A 15,272-nucleotide genomic window follows, 5' to 3' on the forward strand; every position below is an offset into this window, starting at 1 on the left:
ATGACAAAAGAGATTATTTCATCAAAAGATTTGCACTTATATTACGGTAAAAAGGAAGCTTTAAAAGGCATTGATTTGAGCATTAATCAAGGAGAAATCACTGCGATGATTGGTCCTTCTGGTTGCGGTAAATCGACCTACCTACGCTCGTTGAATCGGATGAACGATTTGATTCCAGGCGTAACGATTACTGGTAGTGTAGTGTATAAAGGCAAAGATATCTACGGTCCAAAAACAGATATTGTAGATTTACGCAAAGAAATCGGTATGGTCTTTCAACAACCTAATCCGTTTCCCTTTTCTATCTACGAAAATGTGATTTATGGTTTACGCTTAAAAGGTGAAAAGGATAAACAAGTTTTAGATGAAGCTGTTGAAAATAGCTTAAAAGCAGCCTCTGTGTGGGATGATGTAAAGGATAAACTACACAAAAGCGCCTTGTCTTTATCTGGTGGACAGCAACAGCGTGTATGTATCGCTCGTGTTTTAGCGGTCGATCCTGAAATTATCTTATTAGATGAACCAACAAGTGCACTAGATCCTGTTTCCAGTGGTAAAATCGAAAATATGCTTTTAACGCTAAAAGAAAAATATACGATGATCATGGTAACACACAATATGTCTCAAGCATCTAGAATCTCCGATAAAACGGCTTTCTTTTTACAAGGAGAATTGATAGAATTCAACGATACAAAGAAAATATTCTTAAACCCTAAAGAAAAACAAACAGAAGATTATATTTCTGGAAAATTTGGTTAAAAAAAAGGAGGATAATACATGTTGCGTAGCCAATTTGAAGAAGAGTTATTAAATCTGCATAATCAATTTTATGAAATGGGCATGATGGTAAGTAATGTCGTACATAAATCTGTGCGTGCTTATATTAATCATGATAAAAAGATTGCCAATGAAGTGATCGAATACGATGTACAAATCAATGATATGGAAGTAAAATTAGAAAAGAAAAGCTTTGAAATGATTGCTTTACAACAGCCAGTTACTACTGATTTAAGAATGATTATCACTGTGATGAAAGCCAGCTCTGACTTAGAAAGGATGGCAGATCATGCTGTATCGATCGCAAAATCTACGATTCGTTTAAAAGGCGAAACAAGAATTCCGGAAATCGAAAAAGAAATTTCAGATATGTCTGATTATGTGAAGAAGATGGTTGATAATGTCTTGATCGCTTATGTAAAAACAGATCAAAAAGATGCGCGTATGATTGCTAAGATGGATACTCGTGTGAATGAGTATTTTGATAGTATCTATAGTCATTCGATCAAAGCCATGCAAGCAAATCCAGAAACGGTTGTTAGTGGAACCGATTATCTGCATGTTGCGACATATTTAGAACGTATTGGTGACTATGTAACGAATATCTGTGAGTGGATTGTTTATCTAGCAACAGGAAAAATCACAGAATTGAATAGCAATCACGACGAATAAAAAGATAATTAAAAGACAAGAGGATGACTCAAAGAGTTGTATTCTTGTCTTTTTAGTTAATACAGTTTAGCAGTTAAAATGTAAAAAATAAATTTGAACATAATTTCAATATCGTGTTTACATTTGTTCTTACCTCGTGTATTATACAATTATATTGGAAAGCGCTAACCATTATAATTAAAATTTTGGGGTGAGTTAATTTGGAAGAAACGAATGCAGTTGTTGGTACAATCAGTCGACCAACGTTGGCTGAACAAAGAAAACAATGGTTCAAAGAATTTATGAAACCGTTTTTGGTCGTTGTGGTAATCTACATCACAATGTACATGATTCGTAATAACTTTAAAGCAGCACAACCATTACTGAAAAGCCAACTAGGCCTTACAACGACAGATCTTGGTTACATTGGTTTTGTCTTTTCGATTGTTTATGGATTCGGTAAATTTATTGTGGGTTATATTGTTGATGGGAAAAATACAAAGAAAATCCTATCTATCTTGTTATTATTATCTTCAATCACCGTTTTATGTATGGGAATACTGTTCACAATGAATAATGTCCCTATGGGCTGGATTGTTGTTTTATGGTCATTAAACGGCTTATTCCAATGTGTTGGAGGACCAAGTTGCGCTTCTGTCATCACGCAATGGACAACAAGAAGCAATCGTGGTAGATACATTGGATTATGGAATGCTTCTCACAATATTGGGGGCGGTTTCGCCGGGATTTTTGCGGTCTGGTGTGCTACTACTTTCTTTAAAGGTCAAGTTGCAGGAATGTTTATTATTCCAGCAATCGTAGCTGCTGTCGTTGCGATAGGAACTTTTTTTATTGGCAAAAATAGACCGGAAGATTTAGGGTGGAATTCTAGTGAAGAAATCTTTGGTGAGCCAGTTGAAGAGGCCAACGTCGATGCTGAAAACTTAACGAAATGGGAAATTTTTAAAAAATATCTATTAACCAATCCTTATATTTGGGTGTTGTGTGTTGCGAATGTTTTCGTTTATATTGTACGAATTGGGATCGATAACTGGGCACCACTATATGTTACTGAACATTTGAATTTTTCACAGGAAGCCGCCGCTCAAACCATTTTTTATTTTGAAATGGGTGCTTTAGTTGGGTGTTTAGCTTGGGGATATATTTCAGATTTACTAAAAGGGCGTCCGGCACTGGTTGCTACTGTAAGTACGATTTTACTCCCGATTGGTATTATCGGATATCAGCTTGGTACAACTGAATTTGTGATCAATGCTTCATTATTTATGTTAGGTATGATGGTTTTTGGACCACAATTATTGATCAATCTATCAATGCTGGGATTTGTTCCTAAAAAAGCAACAGTTGTTTCAGGTGGATTATTAGGAGCTTTTGCCTATCTGTTTGGAGATTCAATGGCAAAGATTCTCTTAGCTAAAATTTCCGATCCAGCAAAAGACGGAGTGAATTTTTTTGGTCATGTTTTGCATGGTTGGAATGATACATTTATTATCTTTTACATTTCAATCGTAATCATTGCTGTTCTTTTAGGAATCGTGGCATTTGCAGAAGAAAAAAGAAGAAAACAATTAAGTGCATAAAGGTGGAATAAACAAATGAACGTACAAATTACGAATTTTAGAGATTTAGGTGGTATTAAAAATAAAGAAGGGAAAACAATCAAGTCCAAAAAATTATTGCGCTCAGGTCATTTAGTGAACTTAGATGAAGAAACACAAAGGCTATTAGTAGAAGGGTTTAATCTGACTAGAATCATTGATTTTAGACGAGGTTTTGAAATTAGTGAATCTCCAGATACGCCGATTCAAGAAGTGGAGTATGTTAATTTAGATTTACTTGGAAAAATGAATGCTAAAAACTCTAGTTTGGCTGATTTTGCTAAGTTGAAATCAATTGAAGCTGTTGATAAACATATGTTAGGCGTATATGAAGACTTGATTTTAAATCCAGGAGCACAAGAAGGGTTTACAGAATTTATGGACTACATATTAGCCAATAAAGAGGGAGCAACGATTTTCCATTGTTTTGCTGGTAAAGACAGAACAGGTTATGCATCAGCGTTATTGTTATCGTTGCTAGATGTGGAAAAGGAAGAAATTTACAAAGACTTTCTAATTACAAATACTGAAAGAAAACAAGCCAATGATGAACTCGTACAACACTTCAGAGAGCAAGGATTTAATGAAGAACAACTAGAGTCTTTAGCTACGGCTCTTTATGTAAAAGAAGAATACTTGGATCATACCTTTAAATTGATTGAGAAACAGTTTGGGACAGCTGAAAACTATGCGGCTGAGTGTTTGAATTTCGATCAAGTAAAATTGGCTGAATTGAGAAACATCTATTTAACTGACTAAAAAACGCTATTTGTCTTCCTTGATTGTTCTTGTTATAATGGGCTTAAATAATAAGGAACGGACAATGAGTATGGATAAAGAAAAACAACAACTGAGTATTGAAGTTGCAAGACTGTACTATCAATCTTCGTTTAGTCAACAAGAAATCGCCGAAAAATTAAATGTGTCACGTCCAACGATTTCTCGTCTATTGCAATATGCAAAAGAAAAAGGCTATGTTCAAATCACGATTTTTGATCCTTTTTCTGATCTATTTGAAATCGAAAAAAAACTCAAAGAGAAATATGGACTAATTGAAGTACATGTCGCTTTTTCACCTGATCCAAACTACAATTCGATATCGGAGTATCTAACTTCATACGCAGCTGAGTATCTTGAAGAAACAATCAAAAACGGGGATATCGTCGGGGTGAGCTGGGGTACGACAATGCATAAGACGGTCTCTAAAATGAGTCGACTGGATGTAAAAGGCGTCGAAGTTGTTCAGTTAAAAGGTGGTATTGCGTATTTCGATGTTAATAACTATGCGTTTGAGACAATCACATTATTAGCTGAACAATTAAATACAAAAGCAAGAACCTTTCCTTTGCCAGTCATTTTAGATAGTAAGAAAGCCAAAGATTTGGTTGTAAAAGATCGTCATATCAGCAAGGTTATCGAATTAGGTAGGCAAGCTAATATCGCTGTCTTCACTGTAGGAACAGTCCAAAGTGAATCATTGCATTTCCGTTTGGGTTATTTTACGGAACAAGAAGAAACGTCACTTAAAGGGAATGCAGTAGGGGATATCTGTTCAAGATTTTTTGATAAAAATGGACAAATCAGCGACCAAGAAATCAATAGTCGGACGATTGGTATTGAACTTGATGAATTAAAGACAAAAGAAAAATCAATTTTAATTGCAGGCGGTGACCGAAAAATCAAGGCGATTCATGGCGCCTTAGTTGGTGGTTATGCTAACGTACTGTTGATTGATAAATTTACAGCAATGAAATTGTTACAGCACTAGTTATACTACTAAATCGGAGTAGAGGTTATTTCTACTCTTTTATAAAAATTTTATTTGAACGGAATTTCAATCGTCAAGAACGGATTTTCTGAAAGGGAGAGTACAATGAACGTAAATAAAATGATCGATCACACATTACTAAAATCAGAAGCAAATGAGGACGCTCTATTCGCCTTGATAGAAGAGGCTAAAAAATATGAATTCGCATCGGTATGTGTGAATCCTTACTGGGTTTCTTTAGCCAGTAAAGAATTAGCTGGGACTACTGTTGAGGTATGTACAGTTATTGGATTTCCTTTAGGTGCAAATACAACAGCTACAAAAGCATTTGAAACAGAAGATGCGATCAAAAATGGTGCAACAGAGGTTGATATGGTCATCAATGTTGGCGCGCTGAAATCAGGAAATGACGACATTGTTTTAAAAGATATTGAAGCCGTTGTGAAGGCTGCTCAAGGTAAAGCACTAATTAAAGTGATTCTAGAAACTTGTTTATTGACGGACAGAGAAATTGCGTTAGCATCAAAACTATCGGTTCAAGCAGGAGCTGATTTTGTAAAAACATCAACTGGTTTTTCAACTGGTGGTGCTACAATCAAGGATATTGCGTTGATGCGTAAAACCGTAGGGCCAGATATCGGAGTAAAAGCCTCTGGTGGTGTTCGGACGGCAGAAGATGCTAAAGCAATGATTCATGCAGGGGCTTCAAGATTAGGTGCAAGTTCAAGTGTGGCTATTGTGGATGAAACAAGCAAAAATACAACCGATGGCTATTAAAAAATATAAATAATGGAGAACGCGAGGCCCGAACTATGAGAATGGTAGATATTATTGAAAAAAAAAGAAACGGTAAAGAATTAAGTAAAGACGAAATTGAATTCTTTATTGATGGTTTAACAAATGGTACGATTCCAGATTATCAGGCAAGTGCCTTTTTAATGGCTGTATATTTTCAAGATATGTCAGATGAAGAAAGAGCTAATTTAACATTGGCAATGGTTCATTCTGGTGATGTGATTGATTTATCGAATATCGAGGGAATTAAAGTGGATAAACATTCAACTGGTGGTGTTGGTGATACAACAACCTTAGTTTTAGCGCCTCTTGTGGCGGCTCTTGATATTCCATTTGCAAAAATGTCAGGACGCGGTTTAGGCCATACAGGTGGTACGATTGATAAGCTAGAAGCTTTTGCTGGTTTTCATGTGGAACTGACAGATGAAGAATTTACTGAGATGGTCAATCGAGACAAGATATCAGTAATCGGTCAATCTGGTAACTTAACGCCAGCTGATAAAAAGTTATATGCTTTAAGAGATGTAACTGCCACTGTTAGTTCAATTCCGTTGATTGCAAGCTCGATCATGAGTAAAAAAATTGCAGCCGGTGCTGATGCGATTGTTTTAGATGTAAAGACGGGAGCAGGAGCCTTTATGAAAACCGAGGAAGATGCGGCAGAACTCGCTTCAGCAATGGTGAGAATTGGCAATTTAGTAGGTAGAAATACAATGGCGATTATTTCCAATATGTCTCAACCTTTGGGAAATGCGATCGGGAATTCATTGGAAGTGCAAGAAGCGATTGACACTTTACAAGGCAATGGACCAGAAGATCTAACTGAACTAGTCTTAACATTAGGAAGCCAAATGGTTGTCCTTGCTGGCAAGACTGATTCTTTAGTTAAAGCGAGAGAGCTCTTGCAAGGAGTTATCACAGACGGTTCAGCTCTGGTTAAATTTAAACAATTCATCAAAAATCAAGGTGGTAATCCTGCATGGGTAGATGACCCGAAGCTGTTGCCGCAAGCAAACTTCGAAATAGAAGTTATTTCTGATTCAGACGGTTTCGTTTCTGAGATAGTTGCTGATAATATTGGGGTAGCTGCGATGAAACTTGGTGCAGGTAGAGAAACAAAAGAAGATGATATCGACTTGGCGGTTGGTTTAGTCCTAAGAAAAAAAGTCGGCGATCAAGTGAAAAAAGGAGAAAGTTTAGTCACGATCTTTGCTAATCGAGAAGAGGTTGAGGATGTTGTAACGATGATCAAAGAGAACATTCGTCTCGGATCAGACGTTCCAGAAAGCAAGTTGATTTATCGTGAAATTCACAATTAGTCAAAATAAGTAAAAAGTGCGAGTTTCATGTTGAATATAAGAGGGTGGGATGTGACTCGTAGAGTTTTATCCTATCTTTTTTTTGATATAATACGACTTTCTACCTATTATATGATTCGAAAATTAAAATAAATGACGAGTTACCCTTTAGGACTACCAAAAATTCATTCTTAAGTCCTATGACAAACAACTAAAAAGAAGGCATAATAGGTACATAAGGAAAACACCCTCGGGTGAAAAATTTGCTAAGGAGGCAATTTCCATGAAAGAAAGAGAAAGAGTATTAGACTTAGTTAAAAAAGGTATCCTATCTTCAGAGGAAGCTTTAGTCTTATTAGAAAATATGGCGACAGAAAAAGATGAAAAACAAATCAAAAAAGCTGCCGACCAAGTAAACGTAACAAATCCAATGGTTGATACAAAAGAAAATGATAAAGTCGTAGATTTATTAAATAAGTTAGAAAATCAAAAAGAAGATACAGTAGAATCAGAAGTTTCTGATGAAGATGTCAAAGCAAAAGAAGCGCAAGATCATGAACGTTTAGAAAAAATTCTAGATGATCTAGCGACAGAAGCAAATCGTGCTTCCGTTGAACTAGATGAAATCAATGCTAAAATTGCTGGCGTTAAAGAAGAAATCAAAGAAGCACAAGAAAAATTGATGGAATTAAACACTAAAGAAGAATTAAGCGAATTAACAAACGAAGATTTAGCGTTAAGAACATCACTTGAAACAGAAATTAAGTCATTAGAAGATTCTTTAGATGAACGAACGCAAGAAAAAATCGCGTTAGAAGCTGAATTGAAGAATATTCGCAAAGAACAATGGTCTGGTACAAAAGATCGAGTTGCATCAAAATTTGATATTCCAGATGATTGGAAAGATCAAGCCACAGACACAATCAATCAAGTCGGAGAAAAAATGAGTGAAGCAGGATCTCAATTAGGCTCATTCTTGAAGAAAACATTTAGCTCATTCTCAGAAACAATGAATGATAACATGGAATGGAAAGATGTTAGTTTTAAAGTTCCTGGTGTTGCTACAACAAAATTTGAACATGAATTTAATTATCCATCTCCTCTTGCGAGTTTGATTGATGTCAAAGTAGCAAACGGAAATATCGTATTTAAAACTTGGGATCAGCCAGATGTTAAAGTAGAAGGAAAAATCAAACTGTATGGTAAAATGGATGCTGAAACCCCACTTGAAGCTTTCTTAGAAAGAAGTCAAATCGATGTGGATGATGAAGTGATTTCCTTTCAAATTCCAAACAAACGTGTTCGGGCAGACCTGATTTTCTACTTACCAGAACGTACATTTGATCATGTATCCATTAAACTATTAAACGGAAACGTAACAATCGAATCATTAAAGGCAAAAGATGTTTATGCTAAATCAACAAATGGGTCAATCACATTTAATAAAATTGATGCAACAATGCTTGAAATTGAAGGTGTAAATGGCGATATCAAAGTCTTAGATGGAGAAATTTTAGATAATATCATTGAAACAGTCAATGGGACTGTAACAATCACTGCAACACCACAAACAATCGGAGTTTCATTAATCAATGGTGATGTTCGTATCACTGCCAAAGAAAATACACTACGTAAAGTAGAAGCAAGTTCTGTTAATGGCAATGTAAAGATTGCTTTACCAAATGAACTTGGTATCGAAGGGACAGTCAAAACAAGTTTAGGCAGCATCAATAGCCGATTAAGTGATTACGAAGTGATTCGTGAAAAGAAAGAAAGAACCAATCAATTATTACAATTTAGACGTTTAAATGATGATGATATGGCTCAAATCAATGCTTCTACAACAACAGGAAACATTTATTTAAAAGACACAGATAAATAAATGTGTAGAACAATGAATCGACAAAAAGTGTCCATTCTTCGAACAAAAGTTAAGAGAACAACTCTTAACTTTTGATCAAGGAAAACAAATAAAAGAATGGTAGAACAGAAAACAATCTAGTTTTTTCAGTTGAAAAAACTTTTGTCTCACTATCTATTCTAGTGTATAATTTTTAAGATGAGAGGTGAAAAGAGATGAAAAAACAATTGACAAAATCTCCTAATAATGTGGTATTAACAGGAAGTTTAGCAGGGATTGCTGAGTGGATCGGTGTTGATCCTACCATAGTACGTGTGATTTATGTTATTCTTGCAATTTTCTCTGCAGGATTTCCAGGATTCTTACTATACATTGCGTTAGCTGTATTGCTTCCTTCTGGAAGAAGTAGAAATTACGACAATTATGGAAATAAAAATCCGTATAATAGAAATACACGTAATCCAAATCCATATGCAAACTCACAAAAACAAAGAAAACAAGCTGAGAAAGTTGATGATGATGACTGGAGTGACTTCTAATGACCTATTTTCAACGTTTGATCGTTAATACGTTGACATTCGTTTCACTCTCTGTGATTTTTCCAAATATGATTTTCGTAAGAAGTATTTGGATGGCGGTGATCGCAGCATTTGTGCTCTCCATATTGAATATGTTAGTAAAACCAGTGTTGACGATTTTATCCCTTCCATTTACTTTACTTACTTTTGGTTTGTTTAGCTTTATTGTGAATGCAGCCATATTGAAGATGACGTCTTCATTCGTTGGAGAAATGAACTTTGGTTTTTCAAGCTTTGGAGCAGCGATTCTAATGGCAGTGATTATGTCTTTAGTCAATATGATCGTTAGTGAACGTAATTTAGATAAATATAGTGAATAAGGATAAAACCCAACTTAACGTTCTGGGTTTTATCCTTATTTTTATACAAATGGATCAGTAAGTTCCACTAGTTGACATTCTTTATGATAATGAATATAGCTATATAAAATAGTGATAAAATCGACTTGTTGTTTGGAAAATGGGTAAATAGTATCAGGCTTATTTTTAGGAAGAATTTTTTTTGCAAGTTCATTCGGTGTATATTTAGTGGCAGTTCGTTTGGTCAGTGTTCGACTACTTACAACAAGTCCTTGATAGATCAAATAATATTTTATTTTCGATTGAATTGGAATAATTAAAAGTTGCCAATTCGTTTGAGAGGCTAAAATCAATTTTCTATTTTGATTGAAAAAACGTGTAATAAATTGCCAATCTTCTCGTAACTTTAACGCTTTTTCAAATGACTGGTTTTCAGACGCTAAAATCATTTTTGTTTCTAAACGATTTTGGGGCATCTGATTATTTAGCGTAAATGCCTCAAGTAATTCTGTAGAAATTGTTTTTGAGTCAAGTAGAGATGTGGAACTCTCAGAGAATGAGTATTGCCAATCATTCGTTTGGTTTAATCCGTATAGGTTTTCTAATATTTGTTTTAGTTCTGACAATTTTCTGTTTGTTGAAAAAGGCCCGAAGCAATTTTTTTTCGTGGGAACAGTACGTATATTGATTGAAATTTCTGGTTGTTCAGTATTGATCTCAATGTATTTATATTGTTCAAAAGAATTCATTTGCCGATTATAGATTGGGCGGTATTTTTGAATTAAATGACATTCTAATAATAGTGCATCAAGTTCAGTATCTACTTCAAGAACCTCAAAATCAGATAGTTGTCGAATCATTCGGATTGTTTTACTTGAATGTTGGTTGTTCTTCCTAAAATAGCTACTAACGCGTTCTCGTAATTTTTTTGCTTTGCCTACATATATAACTGTTCCGTGTTTATCTTTCATCAAATAAACACCTGGGGTTAAAGGGAGATGTCTTACTTGCTCTTTTAAATTATCGTTCATAAGAAACACATCCAATTGATTGTTTTTGGCTGGATACGGTAATACAAATTAAGTATACAAATTAATTGGGGATAGTCAATCGTTAACTAGGAATAAATAGGCAGCACAATTTTTGAATAAAAATAAGACCCAGAAAAAATTTACCAGTGAGAACACAAACAAAACAAAGACAATCTTCCTAATAGCTAGAAACTTCCCACATGAAATGATAAAATGGAACGAGTAGGAAACTGGAAAGGAATGAATGATAAAGATGGAAGAAGTTGTAAAAATTCATCAACTGGTAGAAAAGCTTTCTTTAGAAGTCGTTTATGGCGATGAAGAAAGTTTAAATAGAGAAATCACAACAGGAGATATTTCCCGTCCGGGATTGGAATTGACTGGATATTTTAATTATTATCCTCATAATCGTTTACAGCTATTTGGTAGCAAGGAGATTACATTTTCTGAACGTATGATACCAGAAGAACGATTGATGGTGATGCGTCGTTTGTGTGAGAAGGACACGCCTGCTTTTATTATTTCTAGAGGTCTGGAAGCACCTGATGAAATGGTGCAAGCAGCAAAAGAAAAAGGCTTGGCTGTTTTACGTTCGCCAATCTCTACATCGCGTTTGTTAGGAGAATTATCAAGTTATCTCGATAGTCGATTAGCAGCAAGAACAAGCGTACATGGTGTTTTGGTTGATGTTTATGGACTTGGTGTCTTGATTCAAGGTGATAGCGGTATTGGTAAAAGTGAGACAGCATTAGAGTTGATCAAGCGTGGACACCGTTTGATTGCAGATGACCGAGTAGATGTTTATCAGCAAGATGAATTAACCGTTGTGGGTGAACCACCTAAAATTTTACAGCATTTGATTGAGATTCGAGGCATTGGAATCATTGATGTGATGAATTTATTTGGTGCGAGTGCTGTCCGCGGCTTTATGCAGGTTCAACTAGTTGTTTATTTAGAAGCATGGGAAAAAGACAAGAAATATGACCGTTTAGGGTCAGATGATGCGATGGTCGAAATTGCTAACGTGGATGTTCCTCAAATTCGTATTCCTGTTAAAACAGGGCGGAACGTGGCAATTATTATTGAAGTGGCTGCAATGAATTTCCGTGCGAAAACGATGGGATATGATGCAACTAAGTCATTTGAAGAACGGTTGACACGATTGATAGAGGAAAATTCAGGGGGTATCTAGCTATGCGGGCTAGCTCTTCGGAAAAAAGACAAAATCTGATTGTGGTAAAGAACACCACGCTCATATTTTTCTATTTTTCAGTCAGAGCTAAACGAGCCCGCTTCGCTTTTAATGTTATCTAGCTATGCGGGCTAGCTCTTCGGAAAAAGACAAAATCTGATTGTGGTAAAGAACATCACGCTCATATTTTTCTATTTTTCATTCAGAGCTAAACGAGCCCTTTTCACTTTTAAATTAGGAGGAAGCCAAATGTTAGGACAAGTAAATCCAGTGGCGTTTAATTTTTTTGGAATATCCGTATACTGGTATGCAGTTATTATTGTTTCAGGAATCGTGCTAGCTGTTTGGCTAAGTAGTAGAGAAGCCGTTCGAGTTGGCTTGAAAGAAGATGATGTGATTGACTTTATGTTGTGGGGCTTACCAAGTGCAATTATTGGTGCTCGTTTGTATTATGTGATTTTTCAATGGCAAGATTATGTTGATAACCCAATTGAAATTATTTTGACCAGAAATGGTGGACTAGCAATATATGGTGGGCTGATTGGTGGAGGAATCGCATTGTTTTTCTTTACAAGACATCGATTTATTTCCACTTGGACATTTTTGGATATTGCAGCACCAAGTGTTATTTTAGCGCAAGCAATCGGGCGCTGGGGTAATTTTATGAATCATGAAGCATATGGGCCAGCTACTACACGGACATTTTTAGAAGGATTGCATTTACCGAAGTTTATTATCGACAATATGAATATCGACGGAACATATCATCAACCAACTTTTTTATATGAATCCATCTGGAATGTTTTAGGGTTTATTGTGTTGATTGTTTTAAGGAAAAAGAAAAATTTCTTAAAAGAAGGCGAAGTATTCTTCGGCTATATTATCTGGTATGCTTTCGGCCGTTTCTTTATTGAAGGGATGCGGACAGATAGTTTATATGCCTTCGGAAGTATTCGAGTTTCACAAGTAGTTTCCCTGGTGTTATTTTTCGGTGCAATTTTACTTGTGATCATTCGTCGTAAAACAGGAACTATAAAATTTTACGATCGTGATAAAGGAACGTCAAAAAAGGCAGTTTAGAACTGCCTTTTTCAACATAGCTATGGTAAAATGGTAAGTGAGTATGAAAGTTAAAAAGCTAGTTATTTAAAGAGATCGTAAGTGGAGTATTTGAAAGGTTTATGGAGATGTTATGATCTAGCGTCATCAACTAGCTCTTCGTAAAGAAGATAAGAATTAAAGGAGTCAAAGAACGACTCAATAAATTTTTCCTATCTTTCAGTCACAGCTGACAAGTTTATTCAGCTTTTCTATGGTCTAGCTTCACAAACTAGCTCTTCGGAAAGAAGATAAAAATTAAAGGAGTCAAAGAACGACTCAATTAATTTTTCCTATCTTTCAGTCATAGCTGACAAGTTTATTCAGCTTTTCTTATTTTGAAAGGAGATTTTCACCAATGAAACAAAAAGTTGCTGTTTTAGGTCCCGGATCATGGGGAACTGCATTGGCACAGGTTTTAGCAGAAAATGGTCATGAAGTTCGTATCTGGGGACATAATGAAGCACAAATTGATGAAATCAACAAGCACCATACCAATCATCACTATCTGCCTGATTTGGTTATCCCAGAATCGATTAAAGGGAAATTGTCATTAGAGGAATGTATTCAAGATGCAGATGCAGTCTTGTTTGTTGTTCCAACGAAAGCGATTCGAACGGTTGCACAAGAGTTTGCGGAGAAATGTAAGAATCAACCGTTGATTATACATGCTAGTAAAGGATTGGAGCAAGGGAGTCATAAACGAATATCTGAAGTTTTAATGGAAGAAATTCCAACGAATAAAAGAAGTGGTGTGGTTGTGTTATCAGGCCCAAGCCATGCAGAAGAAGTTGCTGTTCATGACATTACAACAATAACTGCTGCAAGCGAGACGATCGCTGAGGCAACTTATGTTCAGTCTTTATTTATGAATGATTATTTTAGAATCTATACAAATGACGATGTAATTGGTGTCGAAACAGGCGCTGCATTGAAAAATATCATTGCTTTAGGAGCAGGTGCAATTCGTGGCTTAGGATTTGGAGATGATGCGAAAGCTGCAATTATGACACGTGGGTTAGCTGAAATCAGTCGTTTAGGTGTGGCGATGGGAGCAAATCCTTTAACGTTTATTGGGTTAAGTGGAGTGGGAGACTTGATTGTTACTTGTACAAGTGTTCACTCTCGTAACTGGCGAGCTGGAAATCTCTTAGGAAAAGGACACAGTCTAGATGAAGTTCTTGAAAATATGGGAATGATCGTCGAAGGCGTCTCAACAACTAAGGCGGCCTATGAGCTGTCGCAACAGCTAGATGTCGATATGCCAATCACAGAAGCGATATATAACGTCCTGTATGAAGGTCAAGATGTAAAACAAGCGGCAAAAGAGATTATGCTACGTGACGGTAAGACAGAAAACGAATTTTCTATATAATTTTAGGAGGCCAATTGGCATGAAAGTAAAAAAAGCGGTTATTCCAGCAGCTGGGCTGGGAACAAGATTTTTACCAGCAACTAAAGCGATGGCAAAGGAAATGCTTCCAATCGTAGATAAACCAACGATTCAATTTATTGTTGAAGAAGCATTGGCAGCAGGAATCGAAGATATTTTGATTGTTACTGGCAAAGCAAAGCGTCCAATTGAAGATCATTTTGATGCAAACTTCGAATTAGAGAGCAATCTTCGTGAAAAAAATAAAACAGATCTATTAAAATTAGTGGAAGAAACAACTGATGTTAATCTTCATTTTATTCGTCAATCTCATCCAAAGGGATTAGGACATGCTGTATTACAAGCAAAAGCATTTGTTGGAAATGAACCATTTGTTGTTATGCTGGGTGATGATATCATGGAAGATAAAATCCCATTATCTAAACAATTGATGAACGATTATGATGAGACACATGCGTCAACGATTGCTGTAATGAAGGTTCCTCATGAAGAAACATCGAAATATGGTATTATTAATCCAGAGGCAGAAGTGTCAAAAGGCTTGTATAATGTAAATAATTTTGTTGAGAAACCAACACCAGAAGAAGCGCCTAGTGATCTAGCGATTATCGGTCGTTACTTGTTAACACCTGAAATTTTCCACGTGTTGGAATCACAAGAACCAGGAGCTGGTGGTGAAATTCAATTAACAGATGCTATTGACACTTTGAACAAGACTCAACGTGTATTTGCTAGAGAATTTACGGGCAAACGTTATGATGTAGGAGACAAGTTTGGTTTTATGAAAACAAGTATTGAATATGGATTGGTTCACCCTGAAGTGAAGGACAACTTACGTGAGTATATTATTGAGTTGGGTGCTGAACTTGCTAAAGAAGATACTCAAAAAAAGAACTAAGCTAAAGTTTTTTA

15 protein-coding genes are annotated in these 15,272 nt (G+C 35.8%); 14 read left to right on the forward strand and 1 reads right to left on the reverse strand.

Annotated features, from left to right (window positions below; translation table 11 throughout):
- From pstB to BCR22_RS14540, 10 genes are all read left to right on the forward strand, one after another.
- Positions 1-759 (forward strand): phosphate ABC transporter ATP-binding protein PstB, encoded by a 759-nt coding sequence (pstB, locus tag BCR22_RS14495; RefSeq protein ID WP_069655593.1) that lies wholly within the window; start codon positions 1-3, stop codon positions 757-759.
- 18 nt (positions 760-777) lie between these two features.
- Positions 778-1,449 carry a phosphate signaling complex protein PhoU gene (gene phoU / locus BCR22_RS14500; RefSeq protein ID WP_069655594.1) on the forward strand — a complete coding sequence of 224 codons (672 nt, stop codon included), beginning with the start codon at positions 778-780 and terminating at the stop codon, positions 1,447-1,449.
- Positions 1,450-1,649: 200 nt separating this feature from the next.
- Entirely contained in the window at positions 1,650-3,029 is a 1,380-nt protein-coding gene (gene uhpT, locus BCR22_RS14505; protein WP_069655595.1) for a hexose-6-phosphate:phosphate antiporter, read from the forward strand.
- A 15-nt stretch (positions 3,030-3,044) separates the two neighbouring features.
- Positions 3,045-3,806: a tyrosine-protein phosphatase gene (locus BCR22_RS14510; RefSeq protein ID WP_069655596.1), complete on the forward strand. Its 762-nt coding sequence runs from the start codon at positions 3,045-3,047 to the stop codon at positions 3,804-3,806.
- Positions 3,807-3,876: 70 nt separating this feature from the next.
- Positions 3,877-4,815, forward strand: a complete 939-nt coding sequence (locus BCR22_RS14515; protein ID WP_069655641.1) for a sugar-binding transcriptional regulator — start codon at positions 3,877-3,879, stop codon at positions 4,813-4,815.
- Between the two features lie 105 nt (positions 4,816-4,920).
- Positions 4,921-5,592 (forward strand): deoxyribose-phosphate aldolase, encoded by a 672-nt coding sequence (gene deoC / locus BCR22_RS14520; protein ID WP_069655597.1) that lies wholly within the window; start codon positions 4,921-4,923, stop codon positions 5,590-5,592.
- 35 nt (positions 5,593-5,627) lie between these two features.
- Positions 5,628-6,929, forward strand: a complete 1,302-nt coding sequence (locus BCR22_RS14525) for a pyrimidine-nucleoside phosphorylase (RefSeq protein ID WP_069655598.1) — start codon at positions 5,628-5,630, stop codon at positions 6,927-6,929.
- Positions 6,930-7,191: 262 nt separating this feature from the next.
- Positions 7,192-8,790: a daptomycin-sensing surface protein LiaX gene (liaX, locus tag BCR22_RS14530; RefSeq protein ID WP_069655599.1), complete on the forward strand. Its 1,599-nt coding sequence runs from the start codon at positions 7,192-7,194 to the stop codon at positions 8,788-8,790.
- Between the two features lie 194 nt (positions 8,791-8,984).
- The gene (locus tag BCR22_RS14535) at positions 8,985-9,308 is read left to right on the forward strand and encodes a PspC domain-containing protein (RefSeq protein WP_069655600.1); all 324 of its coding nucleotides are present in this window, start codon (positions 8,985-8,987) and stop codon (positions 9,306-9,308) included.
- Complete coding sequence (locus BCR22_RS14540) at positions 9,308-9,667, forward strand: phage holin family protein (RefSeq protein WP_069655601.1); 360 nt, start codon at positions 9,308-9,310, stop codon at positions 9,665-9,667. The genes BCR22_RS14535 and BCR22_RS14540 overlap by 1 nt, the downstream gene beginning before the upstream one ends.
- A 41-nt stretch (positions 9,668-9,708) precedes the next feature.
- Here the strand turns inward: BCR22_RS14540 and BCR22_RS14545 are convergent, their stop codons facing one another.
- The gene (locus BCR22_RS14545; protein ID WP_069655602.1) at positions 9,709-10,677 is read right to left on the reverse strand and encodes a GIY-YIG nuclease family protein; all 969 of its coding nucleotides are present in this window, start codon (positions 10,675-10,677) and stop codon (positions 9,709-9,711) included.
- Positions 10,678-10,930: 253 nt separating this feature from the next.
- Here BCR22_RS14545 and hprK point away from each other — a divergent pair, with 253 nt between their 5' ends.
- The 4 genes from hprK to galU all read left to right on the forward strand — a co-directional run bounded on the left by hprK (position 10,931) and on the right by galU (position 15,258).
- Positions 10,931-11,869, forward strand: a complete 939-nt coding sequence (gene hprK, locus BCR22_RS14550; RefSeq protein WP_069655603.1) for an HPr(Ser) kinase/phosphatase — start codon at positions 10,931-10,933, stop codon at positions 11,867-11,869.
- 249 nt (positions 11,870-12,118) lie between these two features.
- Positions 12,119-12,949, forward strand: a complete 831-nt coding sequence (lgt, locus tag BCR22_RS14555) for a prolipoprotein diacylglyceryl transferase (RefSeq protein ID WP_069655604.1) — start codon at positions 12,119-12,121, stop codon at positions 12,947-12,949.
- 376 nt (positions 12,950-13,325) lie between these two features.
- A complete protein-coding gene (locus tag BCR22_RS14560; protein WP_069655605.1) occupies positions 13,326-14,342 on the forward strand; it encodes an NAD(P)H-dependent glycerol-3-phosphate dehydrogenase in 1,017 nt (338 codons plus the stop codon).
- 19 nt (positions 14,343-14,361) lie between these two features.
- Positions 14,362-15,258 carry a UTP--glucose-1-phosphate uridylyltransferase GalU gene (gene galU / locus BCR22_RS14565; protein ID WP_069655606.1) on the forward strand — a complete coding sequence of 299 codons (897 nt, stop codon included), beginning with the start codon at positions 14,362-14,364 and terminating at the stop codon, positions 15,256-15,258.
- Positions 15,259-15,272: the final 14 nt, after the last annotated feature.

This window comes from Enterococcus plantarum (assembly GCF_001730295.1).
GTDB classification, from domain to species: Bacteria; Bacillota; Bacilli; order Lactobacillales; family Enterococcaceae; genus Enterococcus_L; species Enterococcus_L plantarum.